General features: G+C 67.3%; 15 protein-coding genes. 5 read left to right on the top strand and 10 right to left on the bottom strand.

Going from position 1 to position 18,644, the window contains the following annotated elements:
• Positions 1 to 9: 9 nt before the first annotated feature.
• The 7 genes from glgX to GDI_RS02525 all read right to left on the bottom strand — a co-directional run bounded on the left by glgX (position 10) and on the right by GDI_RS02525 (position 11,369).
• Complete coding sequence (glgX, locus tag GDI_RS02555) at positions 10 to 2,136, bottom strand: glycogen debranching protein GlgX (protein ID WP_012223027.1); 2,127 nt, start codon at positions 2,134 to 2,136, stop codon at positions 10 to 12.
• Positions 2,133 to 4,361 carry a 1,4-alpha-glucan branching protein GlgB gene (gene glgB / locus GDI_RS02550; protein WP_012223025.1) on the bottom strand — a complete coding sequence of 743 codons (2,229 nt, stop codon included), beginning with the start codon at positions 4,359 to 4,361 and terminating at the stop codon, positions 2,133 to 2,135. The genes glgX and glgB overlap by 4 nt, the downstream gene beginning before the upstream one ends.
• A gap of 110 nt (positions 4,362 to 4,471) precedes the next feature.
• Positions 4,472 to 6,121, bottom strand: a complete 1,650-nt coding sequence (gene glgA, locus GDI_RS02545) for a glycogen synthase GlgA (protein WP_012553795.1) — start codon at positions 6,119 to 6,121, stop codon at positions 4,472 to 4,474.
• Between the two features lie 290 nt (positions 6,122 to 6,411).
• On the bottom strand, positions 6,412 to 6,774 hold the full coding sequence (locus tag GDI_RS02540) for a DUF4112 domain-containing protein (protein ID WP_390614178.1): 363 nt from the start codon (positions 6,772 to 6,774) through the stop codon (positions 6,412 to 6,414).
• Between the two features lie 85 nt (positions 6,775 to 6,859).
• On the bottom strand, positions 6,860 to 7,810 hold the full coding sequence (locus GDI_RS02535; protein WP_012223018.1) for a helix-turn-helix domain-containing protein: 951 nt from the start codon (positions 7,808 to 7,810) through the stop codon (positions 6,860 to 6,862).
• Between the two features lie 140 nt (positions 7,811 to 7,950).
• Complete coding sequence (locus tag GDI_RS02530; protein WP_231854196.1) at positions 7,951 to 8,805, bottom strand: transporter; 855 nt, start codon at positions 8,803 to 8,805, stop codon at positions 7,951 to 7,953.
• A gap of 107 nt (positions 8,806 to 8,912) precedes the next feature.
• Entirely contained in the window at positions 8,913 to 11,369 is a 2,457-nt protein-coding gene (locus GDI_RS02525; protein ID WP_012223014.1) for a membrane-bound PQQ-dependent dehydrogenase, glucose/quinate/shikimate family, read from the bottom strand.
• A 276-nt stretch (positions 11,370 to 11,645) separates the two neighbouring features.
• Here GDI_RS02525 and GDI_RS02520 point away from each other — a divergent pair, with 276 nt between their 5' ends.
• The 5 genes from GDI_RS02520 (at position 11,646) to GDI_RS18825 (ending at position 16,053) form a co-directional block, all read left to right on the top strand.
• Complete coding sequence (locus GDI_RS02520; protein ID WP_041249254.1) at positions 11,646 to 12,224, top strand: TetR/AcrR family transcriptional regulator; 579 nt, start codon at positions 11,646 to 11,648, stop codon at positions 12,222 to 12,224.
• Complete coding sequence (locus tag GDI_RS02515; RefSeq protein WP_012223008.1) at positions 12,221 to 13,372, top strand: heparan-alpha-glucosaminide N-acetyltransferase domain-containing protein; 1,152 nt, start codon at positions 12,221 to 12,223, stop codon at positions 13,370 to 13,372. Before GDI_RS02520 ends, GDI_RS02515 begins: the two co-directional genes overlap by 4 nt.
• A 137-nt stretch (positions 13,373 to 13,509) precedes the next feature.
• Positions 13,510 to 14,910 carry a cytochrome ubiquinol oxidase subunit I gene (locus GDI_RS02510; RefSeq protein ID WP_012223007.1) on the top strand — a complete coding sequence of 467 codons (1,401 nt, stop codon included), beginning with the start codon at positions 13,510 to 13,512 and terminating at the stop codon, positions 14,908 to 14,910.
• A gap of 13 nt (positions 14,911 to 14,923) precedes the next feature.
• The gene (gene cydB / locus GDI_RS02505; protein WP_012223005.1) at positions 14,924 to 15,931 is read left to right on the top strand and encodes a cytochrome d ubiquinol oxidase subunit II; all 1,008 of its coding nucleotides are present in this window, start codon (positions 14,924 to 14,926) and stop codon (positions 15,929 to 15,931) included.
• The gene (locus tag GDI_RS18825; protein WP_012223004.1) at positions 15,931 to 16,053 is read left to right on the top strand and encodes a DUF2474 domain-containing protein; all 123 of its coding nucleotides are present in this window, start codon (positions 15,931 to 15,933) and stop codon (positions 16,051 to 16,053) included. The genes cydB and GDI_RS18825 overlap by 1 nt, the downstream gene beginning before the upstream one ends.
• A gap of 27 nt (positions 16,054 to 16,080) precedes the next feature.
• Here GDI_RS18825 and GDI_RS02500 read toward each other — a convergent pair whose 3' ends face one another.
• The 3 genes from GDI_RS02500 to rplM all read right to left on the bottom strand — a co-directional run bounded on the left by GDI_RS02500 (position 16,081) and on the right by rplM (position 18,467).
• On the bottom strand, positions 16,081 to 17,259 hold the full coding sequence (locus GDI_RS02500) for a multidrug effflux MFS transporter (protein ID WP_012553800.1): 1,179 nt from the start codon (positions 17,257 to 17,259) through the stop codon (positions 16,081 to 16,083).
• A gap of 219 nt (positions 17,260 to 17,478) precedes the next feature.
• Entirely contained in the window at positions 17,479 to 17,979 is a 501-nt protein-coding gene (gene rpsI / locus GDI_RS02495) for a 30S ribosomal protein S9 (protein WP_012223001.1), read from the bottom strand.
• 5 nt (positions 17,980 to 17,984) lie between these two features.
• The gene (rplM, locus tag GDI_RS02490) at positions 17,985 to 18,467 is read right to left on the bottom strand and encodes a 50S ribosomal protein L13 (RefSeq protein WP_012222999.1); all 483 of its coding nucleotides are present in this window, start codon (positions 18,465 to 18,467) and stop codon (positions 17,985 to 17,987) included.
• Positions 18,468 to 18,644: the final 177 nt, after the last annotated feature.

Below are 18,644 nucleotides of genomic sequence, written 5' to 3'. Positions count from 1 at the left end.
CGGGTCCCTTCATCTGTCCGATCGCGGGGTGAAGGCCAGCAGGACGACGCTATGGGCGGGAACCGTCCAGTGCATCGCGGCTTCCGCCCCCCCGCCGGGCTGTCCCGGGCCGGTCGTGGCCGAGGGATTGGCACTGTCCAGCAGCAGGGCCCAGCTGCCCGCGACCGGCGGCAGGGTGCAGTCCGCGTCCTCGCCCCCCGGGTTCATCAGCAGATAGGTGGTGTCGGTGCCGTTCCAGGTATCGGCGCAGGACCGCAGCACGCCCAGGACGCGGCCATGGTCGTCGTTCCAGGCGTCCTGCGTCATCGGCACGCCGTCGGGGCCGTACCAGGCGAGGTCGGTCAGGCCGGGCTGGCTTTCGCGACGGCCATACAGGTAGGTGCGCCAGCGCACCGAGGGATAGGCCCGGCGCAGGGCGGCCAGCCGCGCCACGTACGCGACCAGCGAGCGTCCGGCCTGGCTGTCGGCCAGGGACCAGTCCAGCCAGGCGGTCGCGTTGTCCTGGCAGTAGGCATTGTTGTTGCCGTCCTGCGTCTGGCACGAATTCGTCGCCGGCCAGCAGCATCGGCGTCCCCTGCGACAGGAACAGCGTGGCCAGCATGGCGCCACGCACCCGGTCGCGCACGGCGAGGATGCCGGATCGTCGGTCGGGCCCTCGACCCCCCAGCCGGAGCTGTAATTATCGGAATGGCCGTCCTGTCCGCCTTCGCCGTTCGCCTCGTTATGGCGTTCGGCATAGCTGACGACGTCCGTCAGGGTGAAGCCGTCATGCGACGTCACGAAATTCAGCGAGGCCCAGGGCCGCCGCCCGCGCCGGTCGAAGATATCGCCCGAGCCGCTGAGTCGCGCCGCCATGTCGCCGCGCTGCAGCGAATCACCGCGCCAGAACCGCCGCACCGTGTCGCGGAACCGGTCGTTCCATTCGGCGAAACCCGGCGGATGGTTGCCCAGCTGATAGCCGCCCGGCCCCGGGTCCCAGGGTTCGGCGATCAGTTTCAGCTTCGACAGGACCGGGTCCTGGCGCAGCACGTCGAAGAAGCCGCAGGCCTGGTCGAAGCCATAGCTTTCGCGCCCCAGGGTGGAACACAGGTCGAAGCGGAAGCCGTCGACATGGAAATCGACCGCCCAGTGCCGCAGCGAATCCATGACCATCTGCAAGACCCTGGGATGGGACAGGTTCAGCGTGTTGCCGCAGCCGGTATCGTTGATCAGGTGCCGCTCGTCCTCGGGCACCAGACGGTAATAGACGGCGTTGTCCAGGCCGCGATAGCACAGGGTGGGACCCAGTTCGTTGCCTTCGCACGTATGATTGTAGACGACGTCCAGCACCACTTCGATCCCCGCCGCGTGCAGGCGGCGGATGGCGGTGCGGACCTCGTGCGGCGAGCCTTCGGCCAGGTAGCCGGCATGGGGCGCGAAGAAGGCCAGCGTATTGTAGCCCCAGTAGTTCGTCAGGCCCCTCTCCAGCAGGAACCGGTCCTTGACGAAGGCGTGGACGGGCATCAGTTCCAGCGTGGTGATGCCCAGGCGCAGCAGATGGTCGATCAGTTGCGGGTCGGCCAGGGCGCGGAAGGTACCGCGTTCGACCGGGGTCAGTTCGCTGCGGCGCATCGACAGCCCGCGCAGGTGGGCTTCCATGATCACGGTGCGGTCCCACGGCACGCGCGGCAGCCGGTCGTCGCCCCAGTTGAAGGCGTCGTTGGTCACGACGCTTTTCGGCATGGCGGGGGCACTGTCGCGCCGGTCGATCGACAGGTCGCCGCGCGGCGAGCTGATGCGGTAGCCGAACAGCGAATCCGACCAGCTCAGTTGCCCGTGCAGCGCGCGGGCATAGGGATCGACCAGCAGCTTGTGCGGATTGAAGCGATGACCGCGCAGCGGTTCGTACGGACCATAGGCGCGATAGCCGTACAACAGTCCGGGCCGCGCGTCGGGCAGGTAGCCGTGCCAGACTTCATCGGTGCGTTCGGGCAGTTCGAACCGCGCGATTTCCCGCCGGCCCGAGGGATCGAAGATGCACAGGTCGATCCGCAGCGCGTTGGCGGAGAAGACCGCGAAATTGACGCCCAGCCCGTCCCAGCTCGCACCCAGCGGCGTGTCCGCCCCCGGCATCAGCCGGGTGGGGAAGCGCATCATGCCCAGCCCCCGCCAAAGGATTCGGGCGAGAGGTACAGCACCGCCAGGGGCGGCAGGACCAGCACGCAGGACTGGTCGTAGCCATGCGACGGCTCGGGCAGGGCCTGCGCGCCGCCGCCGTTGCCCATGCCCGAACCCGCGTACTCTCCGGCATCGGTATTCAGCAGTTCGCGCCAGTATCCGCCGCACGGCACGCCGACGCGATATAGCGGGCGGGGTATCGGCGTCATGTTGCACACCACCAGCACCGGGGCGACGCCCGGTGCCATGCGCAGCCAGGCGAAGACGGCGTTGTCGCTGTCGTCGCCGATCACCCAGGCGAAGCCGTCGGGCGTGCAGTCGGCACGATGCAGGGCGGGATAGGCGGCATACAGCCGGTTGACGTCGCGGACCAGGGTCTGCACCCCCTGGACCAGCGGCTGCGCCAGACCGTACCAGGCCAGTTCGCCATCGGCATGCCATTCGTGCGGCTGGGCCAGTTCGCCGCCCATGAACAGCAGCTTCTTGCCCGGATGGGCCCACATGAAGGCGAAATAGGCGCGCAGACCGGCATGCTTGCGCCATTCGTCACCGGGCATGCGCGCGATCAGCGAGCCCTTGCCGTGCACGACCTCGTCATGCGACAGGGGCAGCACGAATCGTTCCGAAAAAGCGTAGTGCAGGCCGAACATGATTTCGGAATGGTGATAGCGCCGCCAGATCGGGTCGCGCGACATGTAGGCCAGCGTGTCGTGCATCCAGCCCATGTTCCATTTGTAGGAAAAGCCCAGCCCGCCATCGACGACCGGCTGGCTGACGCCGGGCCAGGCCGTCGATTCCTCCGCCATCATGACCGCCGAGGGGCAGAGTTCCGCGATCGTGGTGTTCAGGCCGCGAAGGAACGCGATCGCTTCCAGGTTTTCGCGCCCGCCATGGATGTTCGAGATCCATTCCCCCTCGCGCCGGCTGTAGTCGCGATAGAGCATCGAGGCCACGGCATCGACCCGCAGCCCGTCGATATGATAGCGCCGCAGCCACATCAGGGCGCTGCCGATCAGGAAACCGCGGATTTCGTGCCGGCCGAAATTGTAGATCAGCGTGTTCCAGTCGGGATGGAATCCTTCACGCCGATCCTGGTGCTCGTACAGGAAAGACCCATCGAACAGGGCCAGGCCATGCGCGTCGGAGGGAAAATGCGCCGGCACCCAGTCCAGGATCACCCCCAGCCCCGCATTGTGGCAGGCATTCACGAACGAGGCGAACTGCCGGGGCGAGCCGAAGCGCGCCGAGGGCGCGTACAGCCCCAGCGTCTGGTACCCCCAGGACCCGTCGAAGGGATGTTCCATGATGGGCATCAGCTCGATATGGCTGAACCCCATTTCCACCACGTAGGGGATCAGTTCCCGCTCCAGCCGGTCCCAGTGCATGATGCCCTGCGGGTCGCCCTCCGGACGGCGCCATGACGCGGCATGGACTTCGTAGATCGACAGCGGGGCGGTGATGCCTTGCCGGTCCTGGCGGTTTTCCATCCAGGCGGCGTCGGTCCATTCGAACGGCGTGGGATCGGCCACGACCGAGGCCGTGGCGGGCGGCTGTTCCGCCGCCAGCGCCATCGGGTCGGCCTTGGGCGGCAGCAGGCGGCGTTCGGCATCCAGGATTTCATACTTGTAGCGCTCGCCGGGGCCGATGCCGGGAATGAACAGTTCCCAGATCCCGGCGGCATGGCGCAGGCGCATCGGATGGCGGCGGCCGTCCCACACATTGAAGTCGCCGATCACCGAGACGCGGAAGGCATTGGGCGCCCAGACCGCGAAACGCACCCCGGCCACGCCGTCCACGGTCATGGCCTGCGCGCCCATCACGCGATCCAGGTCGCGATGCAGGCCCTGGGTGAACAGATGCAGGTCCAGATCGCCCAGCAGCAGCCCGAAGGAATACGGATCGTCGATCTCCTCCCACCCGTCGGCCCAGCCGATCTTCAGCCGGTAGCGCGCCCCGGCGGGGACGGTGCCGACATACAGGCCCCGGTCGTCGACCAGGCGCATGGGGCGTTCGGCCGGGCCCGAGCGCGGGCGCTGCACCACCAGCCGCACCCCCCGCGCGTCGGGGCAGAAGGCGCGGACGATGTCCACGCGGCCATGCGGGTGCCGCCCCAGGATGGAGAACGGATCGGGACAGGTTCCGGCAAGCAGGTCTTCGGTCCCCGATGGAAGGGTGTAGGTACAGTCGTTCCGGGCAGCATTCATATGACGGGATTCCGGCGGGCAGGCATGGGACGGCACAGGGAGACGGCAGGCGGGAACGACACGGCGTCAGTCAGGCGGGCGGGACGGACAGGACCCGCCGCCCCGCGCCGTCAGTGCGGGCGGGCAAGCAGATCGTTGGCACGGACGCGCGCGCGGCGGGCGATGGGGGCGGGCAGCCGCCCTGCCCGTCCGGGCGCGCCCGTGGGACCCTGCATGCGGGGTCGGTGACCCAGCGTGCGCCGCCGCGGACTGACGAAATCCTGGTCCGGATCGGCCAGCGTGGCGTCATTGCGGCCCAGCACGCGGCGGAACAATTGCGCGTATTCATGCGCCTTGTGCCCCCAGGAGACATCGTACCGCGCACCGTTGCGCTGCAGGCTGGCCCAGTAGGGCGGATGGCGGAACAGCATGGCGCCGCGCCGGATCGCACCCACCAGGGTGTCGGCATCGGTCGGCCCGAACAGCAGGCCGGTCGCGACGTCGCTGGTCATGGCCGCCGTGTTGGCGTCGATGATGGTGTCGGCCAGGCCGCCGACCCGCGCCGCGATGGGGACGCAGCCATAGCGGACCGCGCAGAGCTGCGTCAGGCCGCACGGTTCGAAGCGCGACGGGATCAGCAGGCTGTCGGCCGAGGCCTGGATGCGGTGGCCCAGCGGCTCGCTATACCCGATATGGCACGCCATACGGTCCGGGAAACGGCGCGACAGCCGGGCGAAAGCCTGTTCCATGGCCGCGTCGCCGCTGCCGACGACGACGATCTGCGTCCGGTCGTCAAGGACGCGCGGCACCACCTCGGCCAGGATATCCACCCCCTTCTGCCCCGTCATGCGGCTGACCAGGCCCAGCAGGAACACGTCCGGGTCCTGGCGCAGGCCGAATTCGGCCTGGAAGGCGCGCTTGTTGGGGTGGCGGCCGCGTATGTCGCCCACCTGGTAGGGAAACAGCACGGCGGGATCGGTCGCCGGGTTCCAGTCGGTCGTGTCGATCCCGTTCAGGATTCCGATCAGCCGGTCCGACCGCGTCCGCAGCAGTCCCTCCAGCCCCATGCCCCATTCGGGGCTCTGGATTTCCCGGGCATAGGTCGGCGAGACGGTGGTGATCCAGGTCGCGAAATACAGGCCGGCCTTCAGGAAGCCGATATCGCCATGATATTCCACGCCCTCCATCGCAAACGCATGCGGCGGCAGGCCGAACTGTTCCAGGTCCCTGGCGGGAAAGCGTCCCTGGAAGGCGAGGTTGTGGATGGTATGCACCACCGGCGCGGCGGGCAGGCCGTCATAATGCAGATAGGCCGCCGTCAGCCCCGACTGCCAGTCATGGGCCAGCACCAGGTCCGGACAGAAGGCCGCGACCTGGCCCTGCGCGATCGTGGCCGCCACGCGCGACAAGGTTGCAAACCGCACGCCGTTGTCGGGCCAGTCCACCCCCTCGGGGGCAAGGTATGGATTGCCCTTGCGCCGGAACAGGGTCGGACAGTCGATGACCAGCAGATGATGCCCGGCGGCATGGCCCTCCAGCACCGACACCGTGACCCCCGGCAGGGGCGTGAGTTCCGCCACCCGGACCGGGCCTTCCAGCGCGTCCAGCACCGCAGGGTAGCCGGGCAGCAGCGTCGTCACGGCGATGCCCTCGGCGCGCAGCGCGACAGGCAACGATCCGACCACATCACCAAGCCCCCCCGTCTTGACGAACGGAAACATTTCCGAAGCGACGGAAAGCACCCGGATCAAACCGGGAGGCGCCTGATGGTGACGATCCATTCTTCCTGGCCTTCATGATCGGGGAGAGCAACGGGGCGCGAACCTTTGCCGGATTCAGCCACTGTAGGGCTCTAACGACGCGGACCGGCCGGCGGCACAGGACTCACATGAAAGTGATGGCAACGAAACAACCCCGTTCGTTCCATCAATATTTCGAATTCCCGCCTTTGGCGCCGTGTTGCGCGGCAGCGCCATTGGTTTCCACTTCGGAACAAGAATTCCGCACCGCGCCCGCCCCGATGCGCCAGTGCGGCATGCGGGCTATCGCGCCAGGACGCAGATCGTGCGGCTTATTCCCGCCACGGTCCGGGACCGACGTTCAGATAGCGTTCGACCAGCGCCACGTTGCGCATGTTGGCCTTGAACACCGTATCGAACGCATCCCCGGCCAGCGGCACGGTATCCACCAGGGTTTCCAGCGCCACGTTCACAATCATGCGCATCAGCAGCACCCGCGGCACGCCCATCCGCCACGCCTGCCAGACGATGGACAGCGAAACCATCCCCAGCACCAGGCTGCCCGCAGCGGGGAACAGTCCGACCAGCGAGGCCGCGCCAAGGCGAAAGCGCGTGCCCGGCACGCGCACGGCGGCATCGAGCAGCCACGCCAGACGCCGGATGCGCCGCAGGCGACGCATGACCTCGTCGGTCACGGGCGGAAGGATATCTCCGAGGAAAGGTCCTGCATACATGGCAATGCATATGGTCCGGACGGTGCCCGGTTCAACGGGGCGGCCCCTATGTCAGGCCGAGGGATTTCAATTTGCGATACAGCGTGGCGCGGCTGATTCCCAGGCTGCGCGCCGCCGCGCTGGCATTGCCCAGCGACATTGCCAGGGCGGAGCGGAGGACATGCTCCTCGGCCTTCTGGAAGCTGATCTCGCTGCTGGATTCCAGCTTGGTCAGAAGGTTGGGATGTTTCTGGATCATGTCGTCGGTCCAGCCCGCAAGACTGCGCGCGGCATGGGTCGCACCGGTGATCTGCCCGTCATCATTGATGGAGACCAGCGGCGCCGAACACCCTTCGTCAGGACCGAGGGTCAGCACCCGCTGGCCCACATAGCGTTCCCGGAACAGCCGTTCCTCGATCCGGCGTGCCGATTGCAGCAGCGTTTCCAGCACCAGGGACGCCACGGGGCGTGTCGAATCTCCGCTGAGGGCCGCGAGGTTGATCGCCCCCGCGACGCGCCCCTGTGAATCGAAAATCGGCGCGGCATAGCTGGCCAGGAGCGAGAAGCAGAAACGCCAGTGCTCGCCCTCGCCCAGGAAGATGGGGCAGCCGTCCCGGACGGACGTGCCGATGCCGTTGGTTCCCGCCACGCGCTCGTCCCACATCGCGCCCTCGCGCAACTGCAGCCGCCGGCAGGTGAGCAGGTGCGTTTCATCGACGCTGCGCGCCAGGATCGTGGCATCGGAATCGGCCAGGAGCACCATCAGGTTCAGCCCCTGCACCAGGGTGAACAGCCGGCGCATCTCGGGGACCGCCATCTTCAGCAGGGTCGCGGAACGGCCGCTGATATGGCGGAACTCCGCGCCGGAGAGGATTTCCGCCCGCCATCCCTGGGCCGGGTCAAGCTGATACGATCCCGCGCACCGTTGCCAGGATTTCGCGACCTCGCCGGTGCCGGCCCCCGCGGGGGGACGGCACGACAGATGGGCACCGGAATCCTTGCCGCAAGCCGACCTCATGTCCCATCACCGTTCGCGCGTCGTTTCACCGGCGTTCCGCTTCCCCGCCCCCCTGCCGGCCCGGAGAGGCCTGTCACCCATACAGCATCAATCCTGCCGCCGTGCGCGGGGTCCGTCTTTTGTCATATTTTCTAACGCGCTTACCAGAGATAAACGAACTTGACGTAATAGGCGTTGCTTTCCGGGGTATTGCGGCCCTCGACCGAGTGCTGGTAGCGCGTCGTGAAGGACAGGTGCTGCGAGATGTTGAACATCAGCCCCGGGCCCATGGCCACTTCGCGGCTGTTCGAATCATCGAGGTCCCTGCCGGCGGTGTGGTCGTAGGTCCCCGTCACGTTCTGCCAGTCGAACGCGAAGAACGGTTCGATCAGCTTCGTGGCTTTCCAACTGAAGCGCAGGTTGGTGTAGAAGACGACACCGGGGTCGTAGCTGTGCTGGCCCTTTACATGCCTGGTCGATCCGGTGACCGTCCCGGCGTCGCCGTCGAAGCTGAAATGCTTCCATTCATAATCGAATATGAAGCTTGAGATATTCGACCAGTATTCGGGCGATGTCGCGGTCCTGGTGCCCAGGGGCGTCTGCATGAAGGTCTGGAAGCCGAACGTGCTGTGGGCGTTCGGCTTGAACCAGGCGGCGGGGCCGACGATGGTGGGGCCGAGCCCGCCGGAACTGGTGCCGTTCGCCAGCGTGTAGCTTTCGCCCTGGATCAGTTCGAACGCGAAGCCGACATGCGGGATCGCCTCGAAACTGCGGAAATGGACGTATTTCGTCAGGCCGGACCAGGTATGGCTGCCCCCCTCGGCCCGGCGCTGGCCGAGGCTGTTATAGGTGCTTCCCGCGGCGTTGCCGTCACCGTACTGCACCAGCACGTTGAACGGCTGGAAATCGACGGGCAGGTCGTATTCGTGCGGTCCGATGATGCCAAGGGTGATGTCCGAGGCATGGGCCTTCGTCGTGCCGAGCAACATGATGCCGGCCGTCGCGAGGCGACGCATGGTGCGCGGCCATCCCGACCTTTCTGTCAGATACATAGGGGGGCGCTTTCGTGAAGGAAATGGGCATCCGGCCTGGACCGGATGCCCGCGCAAGGATGGTCTTGCGTTTACTGGACCGTCGCGCCCTGCGTGCCGTCGAGCGTGTAGGCGATGATGTAGTCGCCGCTGCGCGTTCCCAGCCCGCCATGGCCGCCGGCGGCCATCAGGACGTACTGCTTGCCGCCGACCTCGTAGGACATGGGGGTGGCCTGGCCCCCCGCCGGCAGGCGGTCGCGCCAGATGACCTGGCCGGTCGCCAGGTCGAAGGCACGCAGGTAGTCGTCCGCCGTGGCGCCCATGAACACCACGCCGCCCTTGGTCACGATATTGCCGCCGATATTATACATGCCGGTCGGCAGGGGCAGGTTGTTGTGGGTCCGGAACGGGCCCGTATCGCGCGTCGTGCCGACCGGGTGCTGCCAGACGATCTTCTTCGTCACCAGGTCGATCGCGGTCAGCGTGCCCCAGACCGGGCCCTTGCAGGGAATCTGCAGCGGGTTCAGCCACGGGTTGGTATAGGCGATATAGGGCGTGCCGTAATCCGGCGACACGGACAGGGCGTCGCCCTTGGCCGCGGGTTCCTCGCCCTGGCCATTCCATTTCGGCAGGGTCCCCGGGGCTTCCAGCGTCTGGCGCTTTTCCAGCCTGATGCGGAACGGCAGGTAGCTGGCATTGGCCAGCAGGATCTTCCGCTGGGGGTCGATCGTGATGCCCTGCCAGTCGACGACGCCGTAGAACGCCGGATAGACGATGGTCGTCTTGCCCACATGGGGCGGCGTGAACTGGCCTTCATAGGCCGACTGGCGATACTCGATCCGGCAGAGCATCTGGTCCAGCAGCGTCGCGCCCCACATGTCGCTCTCCTTCAGGTTGGCGGGCGTCAGGCTGGGCATGGCGGCGGGGTACGGCTGTGTCGGAGAGACACGGTCGTCCGGCGCGTGGCCGGCCGTGGGAACGGGGCGCTCTTCCACCGGATAGCCCGGAACCGGCTGGCCGGTGCGGCGGTCGAGGACGAAGAATTCGCCGCGCTTCGTGCTCTGCACCAGTGCCGGGACGCTCTCGCCGTTCTGCCCGGGCAGGTCGACCATGGACGGGCCGGAGGGAATGTCCATGTCCCACAGGTCGTGATGCACGGTCTGGTAGGTCCAGCGGCGTTCACCCGTCACGATGTCCAGCGCGATGGTCGCCGACGACGTGGCGTCGTCGAACGGACGGCGCGAACCGCCCCAGTTGTCGGGCGGCGAGTTGCCCGTGGGGATGTAGACCAGCCCCAGGTTGAGGTCGGCCGTATAGACGCCCCAGGCATTCGGGGTGTCGCGCGTCAGCACGTCGTTCGGGCCGGGCGTCCAGGTTTCCGGCGTGTGGCCGGCGTCCCAGGCCCAGGCGATGGCACCGGTGGTGGCGTCAAAGGCGCGGATGGCGCCCGAGGGCTCGAAATTGGCCTGGTTGTCGAAGATCCAGCCGCCGGTGATCAGGCGGTTCTTGGCGACCATCGGGGGCGAGGTGATGAAATGGAAGCCATGCGGCACATGGCCCAGGTAATCGCGCATGGAAATGAAGCCATGATCGCCGAAATCCTCGCACGGCTTGCCCGTTTCGGCATCCAGCGCGACCATGCGCACGTCGGCGACCGGCGAATAGATGCGCGTGCGGCAACTGGTCTGGATGTCATCGGGAATCCGATAATAGCTGACGCCACGGCAGGCCAGATAGACGTTCTTCGCCAGGTCGGCGGTGGCCGGGTGCGGGTCGAACTTCCACTTGACCTTGCCGGTCGCGGCGTCCAGCGCCATCACCCAGCTATGCGGGGTGCACAGGTACAGCGTGTTTCCAACCTTGATCGGCGTCAGTTCCAGGTTGAATTCGTGCCCCTGGTCCGGGCCCGCGACCGTGCCCTCGCCGTCCTGCTGGACGTCGCCCGTGCGCGTCATCCAGGCGCGCTGCAGGTGGCTGATATTGGTCCGGGTGATCTGCCCCAGGGGTGAATAGCGGTCACCGCCGACGGTGCGGCCATAGGCCGTCCAGTCCGCGTCGGCCACGCCGTCCGACGCCGGGTCCGGCTGGCCCTGGGCGGCCATGCGGTCGGCGGGAAGCGTGCCGTCGATGGAATAGGAGGTGAAGCAACTGATCACCAGCGCCAGGCAGGCGACGGCGAGCGCGCCGAGCATGTCGCGCTTGTCGGCCAGCCAGCTTGGGCTGGTGCGCCACACCCACGGCAGCAGCATCCATGCCCCGATGCCGACCAGGGTCATCAGGCGCACTTCCAGCCCCCAGATATTGAACCCGACCTCGAACAGCGACCAGGCCGTCGCGACCAGCAGCAGCCCCGCATAGAGGCGGATAGCCAGTTTCGGGGCCCGGATGGCGCCGGCCGCGATGCCCAGCATGACGGCACCCGCCAGGGCATAGAACCAGGAGCCGCCCAGGAACAGAAGTTCCGCTCCGCCAAAGAATAGAAAGAGCCCGGTCAAGGCCAGCAGGACGGAGGTTATGATCGACCCCGCCCTCGTCAGACTGTCTCGCATGCCGCGTGTTTCTCCACATGTTCCATGGACCGCGCAGCGTGTGAGTCTCGGCACTTCACGGCTTCCTGCGGCCAGCATGCGTGATCAGCATGACCCCCGCGCCGCGCGCCATACGCCATCGAAACGACCTCACAAAGCTGTGTTTCGGGACGAGCCACCTGTCTCGGAAATGAGACAGGTGGCGGCCGATTGGTACCCGGACGAAACGTCTGGACAGCGACGCCGGACCCGCCGCATTAATGAACCGATCGGATCATTAATAATCCAGGAATCGCGATGGCCCGCCCTGTCGACCCGGACCTGCGTCCGCGCCTGCTTGAAAACATCATCACCTATGTCCAGGACCACGGCGTGACGGCGTTCTCGCTGCGCCCGCTGGCGGCGGCCATCGGGACCAGCCATCGGACGATCCTGTATCATTTCGGATCGCGCGAGCAGGTGCTCTGCACCGTCTTCGACACGATGCGCGAGGCCGCCGCCGCCGAAATCACGGCACGGCTGCCGGCGCAGGGGGACCCGCGCCTGATCTTCCGGGCGCTCTGGCGGCACCTCGCCGCGCCGCAGCGGCGCGCGACATTGCGGCTGTTCTACGAAATGTATGCGATCGCGACGCGCGATCCCGAACGGTTCGGCGATTATACGCGGCGCACGGCGCAATTCTGGCTGGATACGATACAGGCACGCTTCCGCAACGCGGGCGAAGCGCCCGAGCGGGCGCGGCTGCTGGCCGGCATGACGGTCGCCATGTTTCGCGGCGCGACGCTGGAACTGGCCGCGACGGACGACGTCGAGCGCCTGACGGGCGTGGTCGATGCGTTTCTCGATCTCCTGCCGCTGGCGGGGGATGCGCCATGACCCGGTCGGGACGCATTGCCGGGATCGACGCGGCGCGGGGCGCGATCATGATGATCATGGCGTCCGACCATGTGAATGCGCTGGTCGTTCGTCGTCATTCGACCGAGTTCTGGGCCGGGTTGTGGACACGGTACGGCACCGGCCCGGCCGACCTGGTCCAGTTGGGATTCCGCGTCCTGTCGGATCTGTGCGCGCCGGGCTTCTTCTTCTGGATGGGCGGCGGGGTGGCCCTGCTGGCCAGCCGCAGGACCGAATGGTCCCGGACGCGGCTGGGCGCGCAGGTCGCGCTGCGCGGCGCGATCCTGATGCTGCTGAGCACGCTTGTGGAGGTTCCGGCCTGGCTGGTCGGCATCCATGGCGACCATACCGGCAAGCATCTCGGCGGCTGGCCCGGGGCGGGACCGGCGATCCACCTGCCGGTCACGGTGCTGACCACGCTGGGATTGTCGATGATGGTGCTGGCGGCAGTGCAGCCGCTGCTGCGATGGCGGGTGGCGACGCTGGGGGTCGCGGCGCTGTGCGTGCTGTCGCCGTCCCTGTTCCTGCCGGACGATGGCATGCAGTCGGTGGGAAGGCTGGCGCGGCTGGGGCTGGTCGCGGGGCAGACGGGCGGCCTGTACGTCGAATATCCGCTGCTGCCCTGGCTGGGCGTGGCGCTGTTCGGGCATGTCTTCGCACAATGCCTGACGCAGTGGCGGGCCGGGACGCTACGCGCGGCGCTGTGGATCGGGATCGGATGCCTCGTCGCGGCGCTGGTGCTGCGCTGGCACGGGACGGCCGGCAATCTGCGCCCGCCGCGCGACGGATCATGGCGGGAATTCTTCAACCTTGTGAAATATCCGCCGTCTCCCGTGTTCATCCTGGCGATGCTGGGGGGAAACCTGTGCCTGTTCCGGGCCCTGTGGCGCCACGCGGACGGATGGTTCGGGCGGCTGTGCGTCGGGTTCGGCCGCGCGCCGCTGGTCTTCTACCTGGCCCACCTGTGGCTGTTCGCCGTGATCGGTTCGGTGTTTTTTCCGATGGGCACGCATTACGCCGTCGGGGTGCTGGTCTGGCTTGCCGGCCTCTGGCCGCTCCACCGGTTATGCACGGGGTTCGCGCGGATGCGGCGAGGCCGGCCGCCTTCGTCCTGGATGCATCTGGTGTGACCCCACGGGCAAGGGAATCGGTGGGTCCCGTGCGCGCATGGCAGGGGCGATGGAACCCATGAAAGGGTCCGGCTGTTCTGGTTGCAGGCCCGCCCCCGCCAGGGCTGCTGATGGCCCCCCATCACAGGAGCGGATTCATGCACGCCCCCGACCCCCTGCTGCTTGCGCGTCTCCAGTTCGGCTTTACCGTATCCTTCCACATCCTCTTCCCGGCCATCACCATCGGGCTGGCCAGCTACCTGGCGGTGCTGGAGGGACTGTGGCTGGCGCGCGGGGCGCCGGTGTTCAAGGACCTGTATCATTTCTGGTCCAAGCTGTTTGCCGTGAATTTCGCCATGGGCGTCGTCTCGGGCCTGGTGATGTCCTACGAATTCGGCACGAACTGGAGCTATTTCTCCACCTTCGCCGGGGGCGTGACCGGGCCGCTTCTGACCTACGAGGTCCTGACCGCCTTCTTCCTGGAAGCCGGATTCCTGGGGGTCATGCTGTTCGGCTGGGACAAGGTCGGACGCGGGCTGCATTTCTTCGCCACGGTGATGGTGGCGCTCGGCACGCTGGTGTCCGCGACATGGATCCTGGCGTCGAACAGCTGGATGCAGACGCCGCAGGGCTACCGGATCGCGGACGGGCGCGTCGTGCCCGTCGACTGGCTGCAGATCATCTTCAACCCGTCCTTTCCCTACCGGCTGGTCCATATGGGCATCGCGGCCTTCCTGGCGACGGCGCTGTTCGTCGGCGCGGTGGCGGCGTGGCACCTGCTGAAGGGGCGCGACACGCCCGCCATCCGCACCATGATGTCGATGGCGATGTGGATGCTGCTGGTCGTCACCCCGATCCAGATCCTGGTCGGCGACCTGCACGGCCGCAACACGCTGGAACACCAGCCGGCCAAGATCGCGGCGATCGAGGGCCACTGGCAGAACGCGCCGGGGGCGGACGTGCCGCTGATCCTGTTCGGGGTGCCGGACATGGCCGCCGAGACCACGCGCTACGCCGTCGAAATCCCGCATGCGGGCAGCCTGATCCTGACCCATAGCTGGAACGGGCAGATTCCGGGCCTGAAGGAATTCCCGGCCGAGGACCGTCCGAATTCCACCATCATCTTCTGGACCTTCCGGGTCATGGTGGGGCTGGGCACGCTGATGCTGCTGCTGGCGCTGGTCGGGCTGGCCCTGCGCGCGCGCGGGCGCCTGTTCGCCAACCGGCCGTTCCTGACGGCCACGGTCGCGATGGGGCCGACCGGGCTGGCCGCGATCCTGGCGGGGTGGATGACGACCGAGATCGGGCGCCAGCCCTGGGTGGTCTATGGCGTGATGCGCACGCGCGACGCGGTGTCGAACCATTCGGCGGCGACGTTGAGCGTCAGCCTGCTGATCTTCGTCGTCCTGTATTGCGGGGTATTCGGTACCGGCATCGGCTACCTGCTGAAGCTGGCGGCCCACGGCCCCGACACGCAAGGCGTATCCCCCGCCGATGGCGACCGGCCCGACAAGCGGCCGGCCCGCCCGCTCTCCGCCGCCCCAGACATGCTGTCCTGAAGGAATACCAGACATGGGTATCGATCTTCCGCTGATCTGGGTCGTCATCATCGGGTTCGGGCTGATGATGTACGTCATCATGGACGGGTTCGACCTGGGGATCGGCATCCTCTCTCCCTTCGTGCCGGACCGGGCCGAGCGCGACCTGATGGTCAATACCGTGGCCCCGGTCTGGGACGGGAACGAGACCTGGCTGGTCCTGGGCGCCGCCGCGATGTACGGGGCCTTCCCGCTGGCCTATTCGCTGCTGCTGAGCGCGCTGTACCTGCCGCTGGTCCTGATGCTGGCGGGGCTGATCTGCCGGGGCGTGGCGTTCGAGTTCCGCTTCAAGGCGGACGAGGCGCACCGGCCGTTCTGGGACTACGTCTTCGCCGGCGGGTCGTACGTCGCGACCTTTTTCCAGGGGGTGTCGCTGGGGGCGTTCATCGACGGGTTCCAGGTCAGCGGACCGTCCTATCTGGGCGGGGCGCTGGACTGGCTGTCGCCGTTCAGCGTGTTCACCGGGCTGGGGTTGGTTGTGGCCTATGCCCTGCTGGGCGCGACCTGGCTGACGATGAAGACGGCGGGGAGCCTGCAGGCGCGGATGATCGTCTGCGCCCGGTGGGTGACGCCGCTGCTGCTGGTGGCGATCGCCATCGTCAGCCTGTGGACGCCGCTGACGCACCCCGCGATCGCCACCCGCTGGTTTTCGCGGCCCAACCTGTATTATTTCGCCCCGGTGCCGGTCCTGATCCTGGGGGCGAGCGCGCTGCTGCTGCACCAGTTGCGCGGCGCACCGCATGCCGCGCCGTTCTTCCTGACGCTGATCATGCTGTTCCTGGGGTATAGCGGGCTGGCGATCAGCCTGTGGCCGAACATCATCCCGCCCGGCATTTCCTTCCGCGCCGTCGCCAGTCCGCCGGAAAGCATGGGCTTCGCCCTGGTCGGCACGCTGTTCATCATCCCGGTCATCCTGACCTATACCGCGTGGGCCTATCACGTGTTTCGCGGCAAGGTCACATCCAGCGAAGGGTACCATTGATGCCGCCCTGGACGCGCCGCCTGGGCTGGATGGCCGTTATCTGGACCGCCAGCGTGCTGGCCCTGGGCGTGTTCGCCATGCTGATGCACCTGCTGATGGCGGCGGCCGGCATGGCGGGATAGGGCACCGGGTCCCCTATCGCCGCTCGCCTATCGCCGCCGCCAGTCGCAGGCCAGGGCCATCAGGGCGCCCAGCAGCATCAGCCCCGTCATCGACGCGGGCCCGCGCGTGCCCAGCCAGCCCACCAGCATCGTGCTGAACGAGCCGATGAAGAACACCACGGTTCCATACAGCGCCGAGGCCGTCGCCGCCCTGGCCCCGTTCGGCAGGACCGACCCCAGGGCCGCGCCCGGCAGCAGGAAGCCCAGGATGGCCATGCACAGGGTGATCCCGCCGACCTGCAGGATCCCGCCCCCGACATGCAGCAGGGCCGCCGCGAACATGCCGCCGCACGCCACCGCCAGCGCCACGGCCGCGCCGCTGAGCACGCGGGGGGCGCCCAGCCGCGGCACCAGCCGCCCGTTGATGTTGGTGCCGACGGCATAGCCCGCCGCGTTCAGGATGAAGATGCCGCCGAACTGCACGGGCGAAAGCCCGTACCCCGCCACGAAAACCCGTGGCGCACCGCCCAGGAATGCGAACAGGGTGAAGGTGGCGCACCCGCCCTCCAGCGCGTGCAGGCGGAACACGCGGTCATGCAGGATCAGGACATAGCCCGTGACCGCTTGTTCCAGCCGAAAGCGCATATGCAGTTCGGTGGTCAGCGTATCGGGCAGCAGCCAGTAGACCATGGCCACGCAGCAGGCGCCGTATGCCGCCGCTATCCAGAAGATACCGCGCCACTGCCAGTCCTCGGCAATCACGCCGCCCAGGGTCGGTGCCAGCATCGGCACGATGCTCATCACCAGCACCATCCGGCCCAGCATCCGCGCCGCGTCGCCGTCGCCCCCCACCACATCGCGGATGACGGCGCGCGGGATCACGAGGCTGGCGGCCGCCCCGAACGCCGCGACGAACCGCCAGAGCGAAAATGCCCACATCGAACCCGCCACCGCGCAGCCGACCGAGGCGATGGTATAAAGCAGGGTGCCGCCCAGCAGCGGCCCGCGCCGCCCGTAATGGTCGGCGATCGCGCCATGGGTGACCTGCCCCACCGACAGGCCGAGGAACCAGGCCGCCAGCGTCATTTCGGCATCGCCATGCGCGCCGCCCAGGGCGTGAGTCATGGCCCCGAAGGCGGGAAGATACATATCGGTCGAAATCGGGCCGACCGCCGTCAGGATGGCAAGGACGGCCGTCATCGCAAAAGGCGAAGTCTTGATCATCATTCCCCGGCCCCGGCCATCTGCGGGCCGGGCCATGGTAGGACGATCATCGCGGATAACACAGGGGCTATCCGCCCATAAATCCCTGTGGGATTTTCATTTTCCGGCGAGGTGCCGCCCCGCGGGCAGGACCGGACCGCCCAAGAAAAAGGGCCGGGCGACCATCCCCCCGCAATGCGGGGGACGATCGTCCCGGCCCGTTTTTCCGGCCGCGTGGTGCGATCAGCGCTTGCTGAACTGGAAGGAACGGCGGGCCTTGGCGCGGCCGTACTTCTTGCGTTCGACAACGCGGGGATCGCGGGTCAGGAAGCCGGCGGCCTTCAGGATGCCGCGCAGCGTGGGCTCGTAATGCGTCAGGGCACGGCTGATGCCGTGACGGACCGCACCGGCCTGGCCCGACAGACCACCACCCGTCACCGTGCAATACACGTCGAACTGGTTGTAGCGGTCAGCCACCAGGAAGGGCTGGGTGATCAGCATGCGCAGGACGGGACGCGCGAAATAGGTCCCGACCGAACGGCCGTTCACGGTGATGTCGCCCTTGCCCGGCTTGATCCAGACGCGGGCCACGGCGTCCTTGCGGCGGCCGGTGGCGTAGGAACGGCCCTGCGCGTCGCGCTTGGGCTCGTAGACCGGAGCTTCCTGTCCAGCGGCGATCTGGCCGGACGCGACCACGTCCTTCAGATCGGCCAGCGTGCCTGTGCGCTCTTGGGTTTCCGACATGATGCTCAGGCCCCGATCTTCTGGGAGTTGACGGTGTTCTTGCGGTTCAGCGCCGCGACGTCCAGCGTCTTGGGCTGCTGGCCGGCATGCGGATGCTCGGCGCCGGCATAGACATACAGGTGCTTCATCTGCGCGCGCTGCAGCGGGCCGCGGGTGATCATCCTCTCGACCGCCTTGGTCACCACGTGGCCGGGGTTCTTGCCCTCCAGCCGCTGGGTGATCGTGCGTTCCTTGATACCGCCCGGATAGCCGGTATGATAATGGAACAGCTTCTGCCCGACCTTGTTGCCGGTCAGGCGCACCTTCTCGGCATTGATCACGACGATGTTGTCGCCGCAATCGACATGCGGGGTGAATTGCGGCTTGTGCTTGCCGCGCAGGCGCTGGGCGACGATGGCGGCGAGACGGCCGAGAACGAGCCCTTCGGCATCGATCAGGATCCAGTCCCGTGTCACCTCCGCGGGCTTCAGCGAAAGGGTGGTCTTCATCTGTCTGTGTTCCGTCTGTAATAGGAGCGGTAACGGGTGGCGCGTTATCATCGTCCCCGGCCCGCCCGTCAAGATCAAATCGGGTTTTTGCGCCGATTTTTCGGGAAACTAGGAGACGGTATCCTGATACCACAGCGTCCGGGGCGGGACGTTGCCGGACGGGACCCGAATGATGTA

The organism is Gluconacetobacter diazotrophicus PA1 5 (assembly GCF_000067045.1).
GTDB lineage: Bacteria > Pseudomonadota > Alphaproteobacteria > Acetobacterales > Acetobacteraceae > Gluconacetobacter > Gluconacetobacter diazotrophicus.
Note: the sequence above shows the minus strand (reverse complement) of the source record. Positions and strands in the feature narration are given on the sequence as shown.